An 18057-nucleotide genomic window follows, 5' to 3' on the forward strand; every position below is an offset into this window, starting at 1 on the left:
ACCGCACAGAAGACCGCCACCGCACAGAAGACCACCACCGCGCAGAAGACCACCACCGCGCCGGCCATCGAGGAGCTGGAGGCGCAGGAGCGCCGTCTGATCCTGCCCCGCTTCACGTACGACGACGCGTGGGCGCTCGGCTCGCTCCTGGTGGAGCTGGCCCGCGAGCGCCGCGCCCCAGTGGCGATCGACATCACCCGCGGCGGCCAGCAGCTGTTCCACGCCGCGCTGCCCGGCTCGACCCCGGACAACGACGCCTGGGTCCACCGCAAGCGCCGCGTCGTCGAGCGCTACGGCTGCTCGTCCTACCTGGTCGGCTCCCGCTTCCGCGCCAAGGGCACGACCTTCGAGGACTCCTCCCGCCTGGACCTCGACACGTACGCGGCACACGGCGGCGCGTTCCCGATCGCGGTCGAGGGGGCGGGGGTCATCGGCGCGGTGGTGGTGTCGGGGCTGCCGCAGGTGGAGGACCACGCGCTGGTGGTGGAGGCGCTGGAGCGGTTCACCGCGGCCTGACCGCCCCTGTTCCAGGAAGCCCCGTACGCCCTCTACGCGCCCTCCCCTACGCTCCCTTCAGCTCCTGCCGCTGCCGCCCCAGCCCCTCGATCTCCAGCTCCACCACGTCCCCGGCCCGCAGATACGGCTTCGGCTCGGGCTGCCCCATGGCGACGCCCGCCGGCGTACCGGTGTTGATGACGTCACCGGGGTAGAGCGTCATGAACTGGCTTACGTAGCGCACGACTTCCGCCACCGGGAAGATCTGCTCGGCGGTCGTGCCGTCCTGCTTCAGTTCGCCGTTGACCCAGAGCTTCAGGGACAGCGCCTGCGGGTCGGGGACTTCGTCGGCGGTGACCAGCCAGGGGCCGAGCGGGTTGAACGTCTCGCAGTTCTTGCCCTTGTCCCAGGTGCCGCCCCGCTCGATCTGGAACTCCCGCTCCGACACGTCGTGCGCCACCGCGTATCCCGCGACGTGCGCCAGCGCCTCCTCATGGGACTCCAGATAGCGCGCCGTACGTCCGATGACCACGGCGAGCTCGACCTCCCAGTCGGTCTTCACCGAGCCGCGCGGCACCAGCACGGTGTCGTCCGGGCCGATCACCGTGTCCGCCGCCTTGAAGAAGACGACGGGCTCGGCCGGCGGCTCGGCCCCCGCCTCGCGGGCGTGGTCGTGATAGTTGAGGCCGATGCAGACGACCTTGCCGATGCGGCCGACCGGCGGCCCGACCCGCAGCCCCTCGGCCGCCAGCGCCGGCAGTACCCCGGCGCCCGCGGCGGCCCGTATCCGGTCGAGGGTGCCCGCGTCGGAGAGCAGCGCTCCGTCGATGTCCGTGACCAGCCCCGACAGGTCCCGCAGGGTCCCGTCGGCGTCGAGCAGCGCGGGGCGCTCCGCCCCGGCCGTACCGACACGCAGCAGCTTCATGGTCGAACTCCATTCCTTCGGTAGCCCGGCCGATGGATGCGGCCATCGGAGGTCAGAGGTTGGTCGATCGTCCAAGGTCGCCGTCCGCCCCGCAAGACCCCGTTCACGTACTGGACCCTTACCGGGCGGTAGTAAGGAGGCGTTCCCGGTCACCCGGCCGCGGCCGCCAGCGGGGCACCGCCCGGCATGTCCCGGTACAGCGCCGCCCGCTCGACCGCGCTCCAGGTCGTGCTGGTCACCACGTACAGCGCGGCGGCCAGCGGCACCACGGCCACCGTGAACAGAGTCATGAACGACATCAGCGGCATCACCTTCGTCATCGCGGCCATGCCCGGCACCTGCCGCTCCCCGGCCGCGGGCTGCGGTGCGGACGCCATCTGCCGCTTGGTGCGCACGTAGTTGAACGTGGCGACCGCCGCGACGACGGCGAACAGCGCCAGGTACACCAGGCCCTGCGCCCCGAACAGCCCGCCGTCGGCCAGCGCGTCGGTCCACCGGCCGCCCAGGGGCGCGGTGAAGAGCGTGTGGCCGAGCAGCCCGTTCGCCTCGCCGCCGATGCTGGAGCTGGAGAAGAGGTGGTACAGCAGGAAGAACGCGGGCAGTTGGAAGAGGCTCGGCAGGCACCCGGAGAGCGGCGAGACCTGCTCCGTGCGGTGGAGTTCGAGGACCGCCTTCTGGAGCTTCTCGGGGTTCTTGGCGTGCTTCTTGCGCAACTCCGCGATCTGCGGCGAGAGCTTGGCGCGCGCCTTCTGGCCACGGGCCGAGGCGCGCGACAAGGGGTGGACGAGCAGTCGTACGCAGGCCGTGAAGAGCACGATCGCGGCGGCGGTGGCCGAGGCGTGGAAGAGGGGGTCGAGCAGGTCGGCGAGGTTCTCGACCAGCCTGGCGAACAGGGACATGAAAGCGGACATGGAGAAGCCCTCCGAGGGTCTCGTCGTGCCGGAAGAAGAAGCGACGGAAGACGTCGCGTCGGCGTGACGACCCGCGAGGGGTGGGCTGTGCGCTGATCCGGGGTGCTGTGGTGCTGCCGGAGTCCCCTACGCGGCCGTCAGGAGGGGACGGCCGGGCGCTCGGGGGCGCCTGCGGCCCCGGGCGTCGGGGTCGCGCTGGGGCAGGAAGGCGGTGCGCCGTTCACGGTCGCGGATGGCCGTGCGCACTCTGGTGCGGGGCACGACGGGCGCGCAGCGCGCGGCGATCACGGAGCAGACGGCGAGGGCGGAGCCCGCGGCGGCGGTCGCGGCGAGCGCGACGGCGGCGGTCAGGCCGCCGGTGTCGACGAGGACGAACTCGACGAGCAGGAACATGAGGAGCAGGGCCGGACGGGCGGCGGCCTGCCACCCACGGATGAGTTCCCGCACGGTCGTCCCTCCGCTCTGCGCTTTCCTGCGACCCAGGGTGTGTCGTACCGCCCGTTATACAGGATCGGCCTCGATCGGCTGAAGGAGTCGTCGGGGTCTGGCCAGGGCCCGGCTGACCGGATCCGCAGGTTCCAGATCGAGTCCGGGGCCCGGCAGCATCTCCACGTCCTCGACGGGTACGAGGATGCCGCAGGCCGGGCAGTCGCCGACGACGCCCAGATCCGTGCCGCACGCGCCATGGCGGAAGATCCGCAGGGGTTTGCCCTCGGTGAAGTTGTCGCGGCCCCAGGCACCGAGCGCGCACAGGGTCCGCCACAGCTCCCGGCCGCGCTCCGTCACGACGTACTCATGGCGCGAGGGAACGTCCGCGCAGGGCCGCTTCTCCAGGACCCCCGCCGTGACGAGCGTCTGTAGCCGCCCCGCCAGTACGGCGCGCGGGATGCCGAGGTGCACGAGGAAGTCGTTGTAGCGCCGCACTCCGTAGAGCGCGTCGCGGACGACGAGCAAGGTCCAGCGCTCGCCGATGACCTCCAACGCGCGGGCCATCGAGCACTGCTGGGAGACGTAGTCCTTGCCGAGAGCCATGCGTCCACCTTAGTCGACTTGAGACAAAAAGGTTCAGTGACTGAACCTCCTGCTGCTACGGTGATCCGCACCTCAGGAGTTCATTCACCGAACCGTTAACGCTGAACCATTAACGCTGAACCATGGAGGCGTCGAGCCATGCCCCGCTCCGCACCGGGCGATCCCACCGCCCCGGCCACCGCACCGCCCCCGCCCGCCCCGGCCAAGGGCACGGCACATCCCACGGCCCATCACGCGGCCGAGAAAACCCCCCGCCCCGCCGCGACCCTCGCCGTCACGAGCGCCGCCACGTCCGTGGCCCTGATGACCTACACCGCGCCGGCGGTGATCCTCCCCGACACGGCGGCGTCCCTCGGCACCTCCCTCACCGCCCAGGCCTGGCTACTCAACGGCACCCCGCTGGGCCTCGCCGCGTTCCTCCTGGCCGCCGGCAGCATCGCCGACGACCACGGCCGGCGGCGGGTGTTCCTGTGGGGCACGGCCGGGCTCGGCGTCACCACGGCGCTGGGCGCGCTCGCGCAGTCCACGCTGCTGTTCACCCTGGCCCGCGTCGCCCAGGGCGCGGCGAGCGCGGCCATCCTCGCGACCAGCCTCGGCCTGCTCGTGCACGCGTTCCCCGCGGGGCACGGCCGCGTCAGGGCCACCGGTATCTGGGGGGCGTGCGTCAGCGGTGGCATCGCGGTGGGCCCGCTCGCCGCGGGCGCCATCGCCGCTGCCGACTGGCGTTGGGCGTACGCCGTGCTGGGCGTCGCCTCACTGATCGTCGCCGCGTTCGCCCCCCGCGCGCTGACGGAGTCCCGTACCCCGCGGGGCGGCCGGACCGACCTCGCCGGGGCGCTCACGCTCGGCCTCGCGGCGACCGCGCTGGTGGCCGCGCTCACCCTGGGCCGCGACGGCTGGCTGCGCGCGCCGGTGGGGGTGCTGCTCCTGGCGGCCGTGCTGCTCACCGCCGTGTTCGTCGCCGTGGAGCGCCGCGTGGCGGCGCCGGTCCTGGACCTGGCTCTGCTGCGCCGCCCGCTCTTCCTCGCCTCCTCCACCGGCGCGCTGTTCACCGGCCTCTCCGTGATCGCGCTGTTCAGCTACCTGCCCGCGCTGCTCCAGCACACGATCGGCATGTCCGCGATGGGCGCCGCCTGGCTGATCTTCCTGTGGTCCGGCGCCTCCTTCGCCGTGGCGCTCCAGACGAGGCGGCTCGCGGGCCGGATCTCCGCACGCCACCAGCTCGCCCTCGGCTTCGCGCTGCACGCCGTCGCCGTCCTGACGATGCTGGGCGCGGCCTCGTCCGGCTCGTGGCTCCGCCTCCTGCCCGGCCTCGTGATCTCCGGCGCCGGCAGCGGCCTCCTGAACGCGGCGCTCCCGCTGCTGGCCGTCGAATCCGTGCCCGCCGACCGCGCGGCGATGGGATCGGGGGCCAACAACACGGCGCGGTACATCGGTTCGGCGGCGGGCGTCGCCCTGATGATCGCGATCTCCACGGCCTCGGGGGACCTCGCGCACGGGGCGGACGTCGCGATGGTGGTCTCGGCGGGGCTAGCCGTCCTGGCGGCGGCGGGGATCCTGCTGCTGCGGGAGCGGCGGGGCTAGGCCCGCGTACGGCGGCCCCCGGTTCCCGGTTCCTACCGGGGCCGCATGGACCGCAGGGTCCCCCACACGACGAGCCGGTACTTGGAGGTGTACTCGGGGGTGCAGGTGGTGAGCGTGATGTAGTACCCCTGCGCGCGGTACCCGTACCCCTCCCGCACCTCGCTGCGCGGCACGCTCCGGATGACACCCCCGTCGCGGGCGGAGGTCCGCGCCAGCCGCTTGTCGACGACGTACGTATATACGGCGCTCCGGGTCTCGACCCGCAGCTCGTCCCCTCTCCGCAGCCGGTTGATGTACCGGAAGGGCTCGCCGTGCGTGTTGCGGTGCCCGGCGAGGGCGAAGTTCCCGGCCTCGCCGGGCTGGGCGGTGCGGGGGTAGTGCCCGGCGTACCCCTGATTGAGGACGCCGCCCTTGCTGATCCCTTCGGCGACGGGGACACGGACGCCGATCCTCGGGATGCGGAGGATGGCGTAGGCCTGATTCCAGCGGGGGGCGGGACCGTCCGGTGCCCCGGTGACGCCCCCCGAGGAAGAAGAGGACGAGGAAGGAGAGGAGGGAGGCGTGGAAGGCGAGGAACGCGGATATGGCGAAGACGGCAAGGAAGGCGAGGAGGGCACCTCAAGATCCGAGTTCCCCCACTTCCCCCACTCCTCACCCCACTCCTCCTCAAGGGCCTCAACCGTGCGCTCGGCGGCGGCGCGGGCCTGCCGGTTGGTCCACCACAGCTGATGGGCGACGAGTAGCAGGAGTACGAGCCCCAGCGTGACGGCGACCTCGGCACCGCCCCACAGCACGCGCACCCCGAGGGCCCGCCGAGCGCCGCGCCCCTGCTGCACCACCGGAACAGGAACCCGCTCCCGCACGACGCCTCCCTCACACCCCCCGCGGCGGACGGCCGCCCGGAGGATAGGCGCTGCCTCCCCAACAATCCATGGCCGTCCCCGGCCAACCGATCCCAGACGCCGGACGGGCCCTGCTGCAGAGGACCCGCTCGGCAGTACGGTGTCCCGTATGCGCCCCGAGAAGCCTGCCGCCGCTGCCGATCACGTCGACGCCGACCACATCGCCGAAGCCGCGCGCCTGGAACGCACGGCCGGCCTGTACCCGGAGGACGCCGAACACCTGCTCCTCCAGGCCGCCGCCCACCTCGAACTGGCCGGCGCCCGCGACCGCGCGACGACGCTCTACGACCGCCTGCTCTCCGCGGACGCCGAGCGGCCGCCGTCCGCCCCCCTCCTGATCCGCGCCCTGAAGGCCTCGAACCTCTGGGAGTACGGCCATGAGGCGGAGGCGAGGGCGATCATCGAGGGCGTGCGCACGGCGGCACCCCGGGACCCGGCGCCGTGGGTGATCGTCGCGGAGTCCCTCGAATCCCACGACGAACTGGAACAGGCCCACGCCACATTCACGGAGGCGGCGACCCTGCTCCTCCCTGCGGGGACGCAGAACCCCCCGCACGCGACGCACCCGATCCTCTTCGGCCGCCACCGCGTACGCCGCATGCTGGGCGCCGACCACGACACGTGGGACGCCTTGGCGGACCAGGTGTCCACGTCCCCCGTCCCCCTGGACGAACTGCACGACCCGAAGCGGGTCTGGTCCCTCGGCTCGGAGAACCCCGCGGAACTCCGCGCGGAGATCACCCGCCTCCAGGCGGAACTGGGCTCGTACCGCCAGGCGTTGTCACGCCCCTTCCCGGTGGCGATCCTGCACTGGCCGGAACGGGAACTGACAGAACTCCTGACGGCGTACCCGTCCCTCACCGCCGAATACCCCTCCCACGAGGAGCACTTGGCGACCATAGAGTCCTCCTTGCGCGAACTGTCCGCCTCCGGCACCCCGAACCTCGGCATCGTCACCGGCACGGTCCCGTCCTACGAGGCCTTCGCAGCCTCAGAATCCACACCCCCGACCGACCCGGACCTGCTCCCCCAGTACGCGACGACACTGGCGGCACGGGGGCGGGCAGTGGCTTGGCCGCCGGAGGGGGCGGAGGGGTGTTGGTGCGGGTCGGGGCGGATGTACGAGGAGTGCCATGGGTAGCGTGCCGCGTCTGCTCGGAAGCACAGCCTCCGCTCCCGCCGCAAGCACATGGCCGACCGGATGACCGGCGCACGGCCTCCGGGCGATCGCCGCGGGGAAAGGCAGCGGTAGCGGGTCGGTCCGTACATCCCGGCCTCACGCCCGCCGTGACAGCGGAATCGGCAACTGCGCCAGTTCCGCAGGACTTCCACCCCTTGTCCGACCTCTGCACTACGGTCACTATCGATCATATTTATCGGCCGTGACCCCGAGGCGAGGAAATGACCACCGACTGGCAGTTCGACGTGCCCACCGCAGGGAGCAAGCACCTCCCGCCGGACGCGCGGTACATGGAGGCGCTCAGCAGCCAGGGCTACGGATTCGAGGTGGCCATCGCCGACCTCGTCGACAACTCCATCGACGCCGGAGCCAAGGATGTGGTCATCCACTTCCTCCGGGACGGGGACCAGTTGGTGAGCCTCCTGGTCGTGGACGACGGCAAGGGAATGAGCGACGAGGAACTGGACGTCGCCATGACCGTGGGCGGCCGCCGCGACTACAGCAAGCGAGCTCTCGGCATGTTCGGTACGGGACTGAAGTCCGCATCGCTCAGCCATGCCTCCTCCGTCACCGTGGTCAGCACGACCAAGCGGACCCGGACGGCCGGACGCCGATGGCTGATGGAACGCGCCGTCACCGGCTTCCAGTGCGACATCGTCGACCCGGACTACGCCCAGAACCTCGTCGACCGGTATGCAGACCGGCCGATCCTCTGGCAGGGCACAGTCGTGCGATGGGACGGGGTCAAGGACTTCCCCAAGCACGGCGGGGGCGGCCAGACGGACCGCTATCTCCACCGGACGATCAACAAGCTGGGCCTGCACCTCGGCCTGTACTTGCACCGCTTCCTGGCCCGCAACGACTTCAACATCACCATCGCGGTGGAGGACGTACGGAGCGGCACGGAGTACCTGAACTTCGGCGTCGAGCCGCTGGACCCCTTCGGCTACCCGGTCAGCGGCCACGCCGACTACCCACGCAGGTTCACCGCCACTCTTCCCTCGGTCGGCGACGTCGTACTCGATGCCCACATCTGGACCCCGAAGTCCAATGTCGATGAGTACAAGGCGGTCGGCTCGGTCCTCGACCGACAAGGCTTCTACTTCTACCGCCACGACCGCCTGGTGCAGGCGGGCGGCTGGAACAATTTCCGTCAGCCCGAGCAGCACCTCTCCCTGGCGCGCGTGGCCGTCGACCTGCCTGAAGCCCCCGCTGATGTCTTCCGCCTGACCGTGAAGAAGGCCGGCGTCGAAGCCTCCCCTGAGTTCACCTCAGCCCTGGAGAAGGCAACGGACAGCGAGGGGCGTGCCTTCCTCCAGTACCTGGCCGACGCCGACACCGTCTATCGCGAGGCCCGCAAGCGCTCCGGCACCACGCGCAGGCCGGTGATCCCACCGGGCAAAGGCATCGATCCGTCCGTGCGGGAGACCATCATGGACGAGCTCCCGGCCATTCCGCTTGAGGACCCCGTCTCGTTCCGCTGGCTGAAGCTCGACAACAGCCTGTTCTTCGACATCGACCGGGAGAACCGCACGGTCGTCCTCAATCAGCACTACCGGGCCGCGATCCTGGGCGGCCGCCGCGGCGGGCTCAACGACGCCCCCGTCCTCAAATCCCTGATGTACGTCCTACTGCACCAGGTCTTCGAAAAGGAGTACAGCGGCAGCCGCGAGAAGGACAACCTTCAGCTGTGGCAGTCGATCCTGGTGTCCGCGGCCCGGGCAGAGCTTGAACGCGTGGGCGACGATGACTGACTTGAACACGAACGTTCCCTGGGGGCAGGTCGAGGAGTACTTGGGTTCCGGACAGGCAACGGCCTTCCCGCTCTCCCGCTCGGGTGACCACCCGCAGGTGTCGTACGTCGTCGAGCACGGGGGAAGAGACATCGCCCTCCACGTCGGCCTGGGCAGCAGAGAGCGTCCACCGCAGGCCGCCCTGCCGACCATCCGCATCGACCAACTCGCGGATCGGGGCAGCCGATTCGCGCGAATACGCACCACCCAACCGTCGCTGATCCGCGACTTCCACGATTTCCTTTGCGCGGTCGCCGACCGGATCGTCACTCATGGCCGCACCCTGGCGCAGGCCTATGCGGAAACGGTCAGGGCCTGGAGCGCCCTGCTCAACAAACCGCGCGCCCTGAACCTCGAAAAACGTCTCGGTCTTATCGGTGAGCTTGCCGCGCTCCGCTCGCTCGCCGGGGAATACGGCTGGACCACTGCAGTCGAGGCCTGGACCGGACCAGACGGCGAAGAGCACGACTTCGGCCTGCCCGAATGCGATCTGGAGGTGAAGACCACTTCCTCGGAGCAGCGCCGCCACACCATTCACGGACTCACCCAGCTCGATCCCGCACCCGGCCGCCCGCTGTGGTTCGCCTCGCTCCAGCTCACGCGCGGTGGTGCTGGCGGACAGACCCTCGGCGACTGTGCCGAAGCCATACGCCATGAAGTGGCCGAGCATGCCCCGGCAGCGCTGACCACGCTGAACCGGCGTCTGACCGCTGCCGGCTGGTCCGAGGGGTGCGCCGACGACGAGCGTTGGACACCCCGCGCCCCGCTCCTCGTACTAGACGCCACCACGCTGCCCCGGATCGACCTTTCCGTCCTGCCCACCGAGACACGCGAGCGGATCTCGTCCGTCCAGTACACGATCGACGTCACGAACCTGCAGCCCTCGCCCCAGCCCCTGCCCGCCCTGGCCGACTTCCGGCTTCCGTAAGCCCGAGGACCTTCGATGACCAACCCCGCAGCCATCCGGCTCACCCTGCACAAGTCGGCTCTCGCAGGTATGCAGGCCCGGCCGAAGAGCCTGGCCCGGGCCCTCGCTTACCAGGCGGAGGAGGAGGGCCCCGAGGCGGTCGCACACGCGACCGAAGAGGACTTCCAGGATGTCCTCTACACCTCGCACTCGACGGACCAACTGGTCGAGCTGTGGCGCAAGCAGCTCACCCAGTGGGACTACGCGGAAAACCCCGGCTGGACCGAGACCGCTCCCCGTACCGATGAACGCCGAGGCGCGGTGCTCGACCTGCTGGGGCTCAGCGAGGAGACCAAGAAGCTGCTCGTTGCGCTGGTGCCGGTGCCGCGGGCGGCCGGACAGGTCGTCATCGCCACGGAGCGCACCCCCTGGTACACGCCGCAGTCCCAGCAGGGCCGCACCTGGTACTGGCCCGCCTATCGCCGGCTGCTCACGGAGAAGGGCTGGCCTGAGACGGGGATCGCGAGCTTGGACGCGGCCTCCGACAGCGTGGTCGCGCACCTCGCCGACCCGACCTCCGCGGAGGCGTATCAGTCCAAGGGCCTCGTCGTCGGTTATGTGCAGTCGGGCAAGACCGCCAACTTCACCGGCGTCATCGCCAAGGCCATTGACGCCGGCTACCGGCTGGTCATCGTCCTCGGCGGCACCCTCAACCTGCTACGGGCACAGACCCAGCGGCGTCTGGACATGGAACTTGTGGGACGGGAGAACATCCTGCGTGGAGCCGCCGAGTACGAATCGGACTACGCGGACGACCCGGCCTGGTCCAAGGGCAAGTTCCTCACCCATGGCGGGCTGCCCTCAGCTCTCGGCGGGTTCGACATCGTACGGATGACGACGCGGGACAACGACTACAAGAGCCTCCTCCAGGGGATCGTGGCCCTGGAGTTCGAGAAGCAGGAGCCCGCGCTTCCCCTCCACGACCCTCGGAATCTGCACCGCTCCTCGGCCCGGCTGATGGTCGTCAAGAAGAACAAATCCGTCCTCACCAAGCTGGTGAAGGACCTCAACAAGATCAAGACGCCGCTGTCGGAGATCCCCGTCCTGATCATCGACGACGAGTCCGACGAGGCATCGGTCAACACGGCCAACCCGAACAAGCCGGACGCCGAGCGCACCGCCATCAACCAGAAGATCTCCGAGCTCCTGGGCATGCTCCCGCGCGCGCAGTACGTCGGCTACACGGCGACCCCCTTCGCCAACGTCTTCGTCGACCCCAGCGACACCGAGGACATTTTTCCCAAGGACTTCATCGTCTCGCTCCCCCGGCCCACCGGGTACATGGGCGTACAGGACTTCCACGATCTCGATTCGCCCCTGCCTCCCGAGGAGCGCACCTTCGCCAACTCCAACGAGCGGGCGCACGTGCGCGACATCCACCTCGCCTCCGACGAGGATGACACAGCGCTGCAGCAGGCCATGGACATGTTCGTCCTGACGGCCGCGATGAAGCTCTACCGCGAGGCCAACGGACTCGGCGACCGCTACTTCCAGCACCACACCATGCTCATCCACGAATCCGTGCGCACAGCGGCGCACCGTGAACTTCTGGGTCGGGTCGCTCAGTTGTGGTGGAACTCCGGCTATACGGGTCCCTCCGGGCGTGAACGCCTGCGCAAGCTCTTCGAGACCGACCTCGCCCCCGTCTCGCACGTCCGCGCCGACGGCCACGCGACACCCACCTCGTACGACGAGCTGGCTCCCTATATCGGCGCGGCTGCCATTCGCATCGGTGGCGACGACCGGCCGATCATCGTCGTGAACGGTGACAAGGACATCGAGACCGGCGAGGCCGACTTCGACAAGCGGTCGATCTGGAAGATTCTGATTGGCGGTCAGAAACTCGCCCGCGGGTTCACGGTCGAGGGCCTCACGGTCACCTACTACCGCCGACGCACCAACAACGCCTCCACCCTGATGCAGATGGGCCGCTGGTTCGGATTCCGGAAGGGCTACCAGGATTTGGTCCGCCTCTACCTGGGACGTGAGGAGGCAATGGGCAATAAGGACATCGACCTGTACGAGGCCTTCGAGGCGATCTGCCTTGACGAGGAGACGTTCCGTGAGCAGCTCCGGCAGTACGCGGAACCGGTTGACGGCAAGCCACAGGTAACGCCAGCCCAAGTGCCACCGTTGGTTTCGCAGCACCTGTCATGGTTGCCGCCTGCGAGTGCAAACAAGATGTACAACGCTGAGCTTCTTGAAATCCGCTCTCCCGGGAAACCGATTGAGCCCGCTGCGTACCCGACCAAGGCGGCTGCCATCAAGCGCAACACCGAGCGCTGGCGCCCTCTGCTTGACCTCCTCAGCACGGAACCTATCGCCTTCACCAGCAGGCCTAGCAGCACCACAAAGGCACGGACCTTCAAAGCCCTCACCGGCAGGGTCGGCCACGGTGAGCTGGTTGGCTTGTTGGCGCAGTTGGAGTGGGAGCGTCCAGGCCACTTCACCCCGCACCTCACTTACCTAAGTCAGCTGGATGGCAGCCTCGCCAAGGTCGAAGACTGGCTGGTGATTGCTCCTCAGTTGTCCTCCGGAAGCGTCGAAGCTTCCATCCTCGGATCCATGCCTCTGTCACTAGTGAGACGTAGCAGGCAACCGGGCAAGGTCTCCTTCGGTCGCATTGCGGGTGTTGAGCACCGAAATGTTGCACAGACGCTTATCGACGACGTTGACACACAGCCGACCATAGGCGGCCCCGGACAACTCATGACCCCTGCACGCGGAGTTGTCTTGCTCTACCCGGTAGTAGAGGGGACCAGCCAGCTAGACGTCAGAGCTGCTGCTCCCGACGGCGTGGCTGACCCCTCCTGCATCATCATGGCCTGCACGCTCTTCGCGCCGAAGAGCGCCAACGACCAGGCACGCCAACTCGTCCGCTTCCGCACAAAAGACTCAGGCCACCGCTTCGATGCAATAATTCCGCAAGCTGGATAAGCCCACACAGACACCAGACAACTGTACGGGGAGAGCACTTGCTGCCTCTTGACTACTCGGCCGCGACCAGCATCGCAACCGATGAAACGTTACGAAACGACCCTGAACTCGCGGCCGTCCACGAGTACCTGCGCGGAGCCGACCCGACAGGTGAACGGTTCGCCAGAGTACTTCGCGAGACCATTGATCAATTGCTCAACGGAGAAGCCACTGGCCGGTACGACTGGAAAGAACTGTTCAAGACCGAGAAAACGCATGCAGGCACGCTCGTCGAGATCAATCTTCAGCGAGAATTCAAGTTCCGAGACGGCAATGCAATGGACTACCGCATCGCCGGCATTGAGGTCGACTGCAAATATTCACAGCAGTTCGGCGGTTGGATGATACCGCCGGAGGCCGTAGGACACGTCTGCCTGCTCGTCTGGGCCGACGACTACAAGAACCAGTGGAGCGCCGGCCTCTTCCGCGTCCAGGACGAGTGGCTCAACCGCGGCGGAAACCGGGACTTGAAGCTTACCGTGAAGGCGCAGTACCGGAGCCGCATCGCGTGGCTCTGGCACAATGCCGATCTCCCGGAGAATGTTCTGCTTCACATGAACCCGATCGATCGCGAGGCTGTTTTTTCCTTCAAGTCCGGGCAGCAGCGCCTGAACGAACTCTTCCGGCGGGTGCAGCAACGCCGTATAGGCCGGAATGTGGTACGCACAGTAGCTCAGCAAAAGGACTACATGAAGCGGGTTCGGGGCAACGGAGGGTCTCGCTCCGCCCTCAGAGCAGAGGGAATCCTCATCATGGGTGACTATGAGAGCCACCGGAAGATCGCCGGGCAATTACAGATCCCGGTCCCTCGCGAAGGCGAGTTCGTAAGCGTTCGCGTAACTACGGCTCGGCCGCACCACCGCCATCAGCCGCTTGCTTTCATTGACGGCAGCAACTGGGTGGTAGCCGCATCTGACGATCCTCCGCTCATGGCCCCGAAACTACCGACAACCGCATCTTCAACGATCCCCGACTTGTTCAGCAGAAATGCTGACTGAGCCATGCAGAGATGAAATGCCACTAACCGCTGCCCAAAAAGCCCTTGTCGACACACACTTGCAGGACCCCGAGGCCATCAGAGCCGTCCTGTTGGGGTTGTGCTGGAATGAGTCAGCCCTCTCCTCAGCGGCGGATATTGAGATGCTGCAGGGCGAGACGCTGACTGAAGCATGCGACCGCCTCGACCTCGGCTGGAATCCTGCCTGGCTGTCCGCAGCTGGTTTCAGCGCCTACGATTCTGCCGGCACGGCTCTCGAAGAGACCGCCCACACTGCGGGCAAAGTCGTGTGGGAACCTGCGGTCCGGACGTGCCGCTTGGATGACAAGGTTCCTGACACTGCTTCGGGTATCCGCCATCGCCGACGCGTGTCGGGTGAGCTGGCTGTGCTGGCCATATGGGCGCGCACAGTGACTGAACGCAGCATGCAAGTGCCGCGGCCGCTCGAGCAGTCCGGAGGAACGCGTGGCGCCCTCTTCCGTGACCTGCTGATCTATTTTCTGCAGCGCAGCCTTCCGGATGGCTGGCAGGTCCGGCATGAGGTCCCTCTCACTCACATCCGAGGTCTTCACATGCGTCGAGACGTAGGGGACAGAAAGAGCGACATTCTCATCATCGATAGCGGCCACCGCCTGGTGGCGGCACTTTCGTCTAAGTGGACGTGGCGCTCTGACCGGGGCACGGAAGCCGCACAGATGGTGCCGCTCACGAGGTACAGGCCAGATGTTCCCTACGCCATGGCGACCGCCGAGTTCCCACGAGCGGCCAGCGTCGCGCGCGAGAGCATCGAAGACCGCACCTACCATCTGTGTCCTGGTTGGGCCGGCGCTTGGATGGCAGTGAATGAACTCCCGCCGGAAGCTTCGGCCCGCGACCGCTGGCCGGACTTGGCGTCGCTGATGCGAGAGGGGGACTCCCGCGCGGAGGCACTAGCCTTGAATGGTCTTGAAGTCCTGGTGGAGGACCTGAAGAACAGCGGCGACATCTTGTAGCAGCACATCGGAGACCTCACAGATGCCCAGTAGCGAATGGGAACCGCCTGCCGGTTCCTGGGCCTCGTCCGCGGCCCGACGCCGGAACATGCAGGCCATCCGAAGCAGGGACACGAAGCCGGAGTGGATGATCCGGAGGCTGGTTCACGCGCAAGGTCTGCGCTACCGCGTTGCGGCCAAACCGCTGCCGGGCCTGCGCCGGACCGCGGATATGGTGTTCCGTTCGACTCAGGTCGCGGTGTTCATCGACGGGTGCTACTGGCACGGATGCCCCGAACACTACGTGCCGCCGAAGACCAACTCTGGCTACTGGTCGGACAAAGTGCTGCGGAACGTGACCCGTGACCGGGACACCGATCAGCGCCTCACTGAAGCAGGATGGCTCGTGCTCCGATTCTGGGAGCACGAGCCCGCGGAGAAGTGTGCGTCCGAGATCGCTGCCGCTGTACTGGAGCGTCGAGCGCCAGCACCGGAGACCTGCGGGGACAGCTGATCAGCTCTCCTTGCGATCACGCTCGCGTGCAGCCCTCAAAACGTCCATGATCGACTCCCCGACGGCCCTGGCCACAGGCGGCGGGAAGGCATTGCCCACTTGGCGATACTGTGCGGTTTTGCCGCCGGAGAATCTCCACTCCGGGGGAAATCCCTGAATCGATGCCGCCTGCTCCACGGTGAGCATGGGTCCACCGTCTCCGAAGAGATCGCGGCCCTCAGTCTTCTTCTCCCTGCAAGTTTCGGCATCATTGGCGACACCGAGGCCGGAAACGCCCAACAGCCGCCATGCGGCCTTGGCGCGACTGGGACCGAGGTCTGCCCCGCCATGCTTCTTCGACCCGCCGACCAGCGTGGGCGCGATACCTCCGCCTTTCCCCTTCAGCTCGGCATCACGCTTCCTGGCTGTCGTAAGCCAGCGGTCATATGCAGCCCGGGCCTGCTCCGCGTAGGGTCCCTCGAAGTACGGCTCGTACCGCTTGAGCATCGACTTCTCCAGACTCTTCGCCACGCTGACCGGGTCCTCATGAGTAGGCGTCGGCCACTCGTACTTGACGTCCTTGAGGACCTCTTTGCGGATAGCTACGAGAACGGCTCGCGGACGAAGCTGCGGGACGCCGAAGTCGCTGGCCTCCAGGACGCCCCAGTTGCATACCTCGTAGCCGAGCCCGGAATCGTAGGCCTGCTGGCCGTCGACGCCCGTATACCATCCGCCCTGAAGCTTGGCGACGATCCAGTCGCGGTAGTCGGAGAACTTCGGGTCCATGATCCCGCGTACGTTCTCGATCATCACTGCGCGGGGCTCAAGTTGGTCGACGAGTTCCAGCATGCGCGGGAATAGGTCACGCTCGTCATCTCGGCCGAGCTGCTTTCCGGCATGCGAAAATGGCGGGCACGGAACTCCACCCGCGAGTAGATCCAAACCGTTGGACTGGAGCAGCGTGCCACTCTTCTTCAGGTCCCGGGCAGGTTCAAAATCCTTGACGTCCGTCGCCAGAACGTCGCAGTACTCTCTTTCCCAGGCCCATGCATCGCGCTCACTGATGTTCTGGCCGAGCGTCGCAGCTGCGTGTGGATCGATTTCAACCAGCGCGAGATGCCTGAACCCGGCCTGATGCAGACCAATGGCCTGTCCACCTGCCCCAGCACAGATCTCCACAGAGGTGTACTCAAGCTCATTCATGCGGGTCATGCCCCTCCTTACCGATGCGCAGCGGCGGGCACTCTGCGCGCACCACCATCACAGAGGGTGACAGAACCCACTGACAACGAGACCTACCTAAGTGTGCAGCACGCGACACAGTTCGTTGAACGCACCCTCCGTCACTGCGAACACTTATACGATATTGCGCATGCGGACTCCTGCGTGGACTGAAGATGAGCTCGTACTTGCCGGCGCGCTCGTGGTGAGGAACGGCTGGCACGAGCTGCGGACGGGAGACTCTGAGGTTCAGGAACTGTCGGAGCTGCTCCGTTCGCTGCCCCTGCATCCCGCAGAGGCCCAGGTCCTCCCTGGCTTCAGGTCTCCGGACAGTGTCAGCAGAAAGACCACTGACTTCGCCTCTAACCACCCCAGCTATAGCGGCAAGGGGACCCGGTGCGGTGAGCCCACGCGGCTGATGATCAGAGCCTTCATGGATCGCGAGCAGGAGATGCTCGCAGCCGCCGACGCGATCGAGGATGGTATCGGCTCGGGGCAACTGCAGCTCATTCCACTCCAGCCGGACGAAGTCGACGAGGTCGGCTTCACCGCCGTCGAAGGCCGGCTGCTGGCCCGTCGGGCGCTCGCACGCGAGCGGGATCCGAAGCTTCGCCGACTGAAGATCAAGCAAGCTCGACAAAGCGGTCGGCCTCTGCGCTGCGAGGTCTGCGCCTTCGATTTCGCTCGCACGTACGGGCCGCTTGGCGAGGGTTACATCGAGGTGCACCACGTCACTCCCCTTCACGCTTCGGGGGTGCGGCCTACCAAGCTCGACGACCTTGCCTGCCTGTGCGCCAACTGCCACCGCATGTGCCACAAGACCCGCCCCGGTGAATCCTGGCGCACACCGGCCGCGCTGCGGGCGCTGATACGTGCCTCTGCTCCGGATGGCGCTCATGCCGCATCAGCCCCGGCTTCGTAGCGCGCCTGCGCCTGGTCGAGCGTCTCGACCGGATCGAGTCCCTGCAGCGCAAGCCAGTACAGCAGGTCAGCGATCACGCCTGTGGCCGACGCCGCTAGCGCTGCGCGAGCCGACGGACCTTGCGTGCTCGCCCTGGCCAGGCGCTGATACGTCTCCAGCACCGTCGCCGCACGGTGGGATCGCGGACACCGTCGCACGGGCGCCAGCGGAAGTTCACACCACACGGCTTTGCCGGCAGCCGTCAGCAGAGTGCCCCAGTCCAGGCTCATAGCGGCGAGGAGATGCAGCCCGCGTCCGCACTCTGCATCACACCCGCCGGAACCGACGACGGGCGCGAGGCTGCTCTTGTCATGCAGTTCCAGTCGAAGCCGGTCCGCTCTCACCTCCATGACAAGGACCGCGGCCGTCCCGTGCCCTACATGCTGGATGGTGTTCGTCGCCAGTTCGGTCACTGCCAACTCGGCCTCTTCGGCGGCAACACCAGCGCCCCATCGGCCGAGTGCACCTCGGACGGCCCTTCTCAGGTACCTGATCTCTTCCGGTTCAGCGCAGAACGGAAGCACGCAGCGCTCACCCAGCACAGCTTCGTCGTAGACGGCCATGACATCTCTCCCTCCCAGACACCCAGCCACGCACTCACTGCAAATAGAGAGTGACACTGCGTAGCGACTCAGGAGCACGAGTATGG

General features: G+C 67.5%; 17 protein-coding genes. 10 read left to right on the forward strand and 7 right to left on the reverse strand.

Annotated features, from left to right (window positions below; genetic code table 11):
• The first annotated feature begins 66 nt into the window (after positions 1–66).
• Entirely contained in the window at positions 67–516 is a 450-nt protein-coding gene (locus ACOBQB_RS23415) for a heme-degrading domain-containing protein (RefSeq protein ID WP_423598698.1), read from the forward strand.
• A 46-nt stretch (positions 517–562) separates the two neighbouring features.
• Here the strand turns inward: ACOBQB_RS23415 and ACOBQB_RS23420 are convergent, their stop codons facing one another.
• From ACOBQB_RS23420 to ACOBQB_RS23435, 4 genes are all read right to left on the reverse strand, one after another.
• Positions 563–1420: a fumarylacetoacetate hydrolase family protein gene (locus tag ACOBQB_RS23420; protein ID WP_423594097.1), complete on the reverse strand. Its 858-nt coding sequence runs from the start codon at positions 1418–1420 to the stop codon at positions 563–565.
• Between the two features lie 149 nt (positions 1421–1569).
• A complete protein-coding gene (locus ACOBQB_RS23425; RefSeq protein WP_423594098.1) occupies positions 1570–2331 on the reverse strand; it encodes a YidC/Oxa1 family membrane protein insertase in 762 nt (253 codons plus the stop codon).
• A 126-nt stretch (positions 2332–2457) separates the two neighbouring features.
• Positions 2458–2724 carry a DUF6412 domain-containing protein gene (locus ACOBQB_RS23430; protein ID WP_423598700.1) on the reverse strand — a complete coding sequence of 89 codons (267 nt, stop codon included), beginning with the start codon at positions 2722–2724 and terminating at the stop codon, positions 2458–2460.
• Between the two features lie 108 nt (positions 2725–2832).
• Positions 2833–3363, reverse strand: a complete 531-nt coding sequence (locus ACOBQB_RS23435; protein ID WP_423594099.1) for a winged helix-turn-helix transcriptional regulator — start codon at positions 3361–3363, stop codon at positions 2833–2835.
• Positions 3364–3501: 138 nt separating this feature from the next.
• Between ACOBQB_RS23435 and ACOBQB_RS23440 the strand changes: the two genes are divergently transcribed.
• A complete protein-coding gene (locus ACOBQB_RS23440; RefSeq protein WP_423594100.1) occupies positions 3502–4947 on the forward strand; it encodes an MFS transporter in 1446 nt (481 codons plus the stop codon).
• A 32-nt stretch (positions 4948–4979) separates the two neighbouring features.
• Here ACOBQB_RS23440 and ACOBQB_RS23445 read toward each other — a convergent pair whose 3' ends face one another.
• On the reverse strand, positions 4980–5810 hold the full coding sequence (locus ACOBQB_RS23445; protein WP_423594101.1) for a class E sortase: 831 nt from the start codon (positions 5808–5810) through the stop codon (positions 4980–4982).
• 148 nt (positions 5811–5958) lie between these two features.
• Here ACOBQB_RS23445 and ACOBQB_RS23450 point away from each other — a divergent pair, with 148 nt between their 5' ends.
• From ACOBQB_RS23450 to ACOBQB_RS23480, 7 genes are all read left to right on the forward strand, one after another.
• Positions 5959–6990 carry a hypothetical protein gene (locus ACOBQB_RS23450; RefSeq protein ID WP_423594102.1) on the forward strand — a complete coding sequence of 344 codons (1032 nt, stop codon included), beginning with the start codon at positions 5959–5961 and terminating at the stop codon, positions 6988–6990.
• A gap of 260 nt (positions 6991–7250) precedes the next feature.
• Positions 7251–8783, forward strand: a complete 1533-nt coding sequence (locus tag ACOBQB_RS23455; RefSeq protein WP_423594103.1) for an ATP-binding protein — start codon at positions 7251–7253, stop codon at positions 8781–8783.
• Entirely contained in the window at positions 8776–9750 is a 975-nt protein-coding gene (locus ACOBQB_RS23460) for a PD-(D/E)XK motif protein (protein WP_423598702.1), read from the forward strand. The genes ACOBQB_RS23455 and ACOBQB_RS23460 overlap by 8 nt, the downstream gene beginning before the upstream one ends.
• A gap of 15 nt (positions 9751–9765) precedes the next feature.
• On the forward strand, positions 9766–12726 hold the full coding sequence (locus tag ACOBQB_RS23465) for a Z1 domain-containing protein (RefSeq protein WP_423594104.1): 2961 nt from the start codon (positions 9766–9768) through the stop codon (positions 12724–12726).
• 38 nt (positions 12727–12764) lie between these two features.
• Positions 12765–13763 (forward strand): NaeI family type II restriction endonuclease, encoded by a 999-nt coding sequence (locus tag ACOBQB_RS23470; RefSeq protein ID WP_423594105.1) that lies wholly within the window; start codon positions 12765–12767, stop codon positions 13761–13763.
• A 142-nt stretch (positions 13764–13905) separates the two neighbouring features.
• Positions 13906–14754: a hypothetical protein gene (locus ACOBQB_RS23475; RefSeq protein ID WP_423594106.1), complete on the forward strand. Its 849-nt coding sequence runs from the start codon at positions 13906–13908 to the stop codon at positions 14752–14754.
• Positions 14755–14776: 22 nt separating this feature from the next.
• Positions 14777–15247, forward strand: coding sequence for a very short patch repair endonuclease (locus tag ACOBQB_RS23480; protein WP_359782440.1), 471 nt, complete (start codon positions 14777–14779; stop codon positions 15245–15247).
• Here the strand turns inward: ACOBQB_RS23480 and ACOBQB_RS23485 are convergent, their stop codons facing one another.
• Entirely contained in the window at positions 15248–16438 is a 1191-nt protein-coding gene (locus ACOBQB_RS23485; protein ID WP_423594107.1) for a DNA cytosine methyltransferase, read from the reverse strand.
• A gap of 160 nt (positions 16439–16598) precedes the next feature.
• On the opposite strand from ACOBQB_RS23485, the gene ACOBQB_RS23490 reads away from it, so the two are divergent.
• Complete coding sequence (locus ACOBQB_RS23490) at positions 16599–17369, forward strand: HNH endonuclease (RefSeq protein ID WP_423594108.1); 771 nt, start codon at positions 16599–16601, stop codon at positions 17367–17369.
• On the opposite strand, the gene ACOBQB_RS23495 is transcribed toward ACOBQB_RS23490, so the two are convergent.
• A complete protein-coding gene (locus tag ACOBQB_RS23495; RefSeq protein ID WP_423594109.1) occupies positions 17342–17971 on the reverse strand; it encodes an ATP-binding protein in 630 nt (209 codons plus the stop codon). The genes ACOBQB_RS23490 and ACOBQB_RS23495 overlap by 28 nt on opposite strands.
• Positions 17972–18057: the final 86 nt, after the last annotated feature.

It is taken from the genome of Streptomyces sp. G5(2025), assembly GCF_049542075.1.
In the GTDB taxonomy this organism is placed as follows: Bacteria; Actinomycetota; Actinomycetes; order Streptomycetales; family Streptomycetaceae; genus Streptomyces.

Coding starts and splice junctions, on each gene's coding strand:
- ACOBQB_RS23420 (WP_423594097.1), bottom strand. CDS start 1,420: ATGAAGCTGCTGCGTGTCGGTACGGCCGGGGCGGAGCGCCCCGCGCTG.
- ACOBQB_RS23425 (WP_423594098.1), bottom strand. CDS start 2,331: ATGTCCGCTTTCATGTCCCTGTTCGCCAGGCTGGTCGAGAACCTCGCC.
- ACOBQB_RS23430 (WP_423598700.1), bottom strand. CDS start 2,724: ATGTTCCTGCTCGTCGAGTTCGTCCTCGTCGACACCGGCGGCCTGACC.
- ACOBQB_RS23435 (WP_423594099.1), bottom strand. CDS start 3,363: ATGGCTCTCGGCAAGGACTACGTCTCCCAGCAGTGCTCGATGGCCCGC.
- ACOBQB_RS23440 (WP_423594100.1), top strand. CDS start 3,502: ATGCCCCGCTCCGCACCGGGCGATCCCACCGCCCCGGCCACCGCACCG.
- ACOBQB_RS23450 (WP_423594102.1), top strand. CDS start 5,959: ATGCGCCCCGAGAAGCCTGCCGCCGCTGCCGATCACGTCGACGCCGAC.
- ACOBQB_RS23455 (WP_423594103.1), top strand. CDS start 7,251: ATGACCACCGACTGGCAGTTCGACGTGCCCACCGCAGGGAGCAAGCAC.
- ACOBQB_RS23460 (WP_423598702.1), top strand. CDS start 8,776: ATGACTGACTTGAACACGAACGTTCCCTGGGGGCAGGTCGAGGAGTAC.
- ACOBQB_RS23465 (WP_423594104.1), top strand. CDS start 9,766: ATGACCAACCCCGCAGCCATCCGGCTCACCCTGCACAAGTCGGCTCTC.
- ACOBQB_RS23475 (WP_423594106.1), top strand. CDS start 13,906: ATGCTGCAGGGCGAGACGCTGACTGAAGCATGCGACCGCCTCGACCTC.
- ACOBQB_RS23480 (WP_359782440.1), top strand. CDS start 14,777: ATGCCCAGTAGCGAATGGGAACCGCCTGCCGGTTCCTGGGCCTCGTCC.
- ACOBQB_RS23485 (WP_423594107.1), bottom strand. CDS start 16,438: ATGACCCGCATGAATGAGCTTGAGTACACCTCTGTGGAGATCTGTGCT.
- ACOBQB_RS23490 (WP_423594108.1), top strand. CDS start 16,599: ATGCGGACTCCTGCGTGGACTGAAGATGAGCTCGTACTTGCCGGCGCG.
- ACOBQB_RS23495 (WP_423594109.1), bottom strand. CDS start 17,971: ATGGCCGTCTACGACGAAGCTGTGCTGGGTGAGCGCTGCGTGCTTCCG.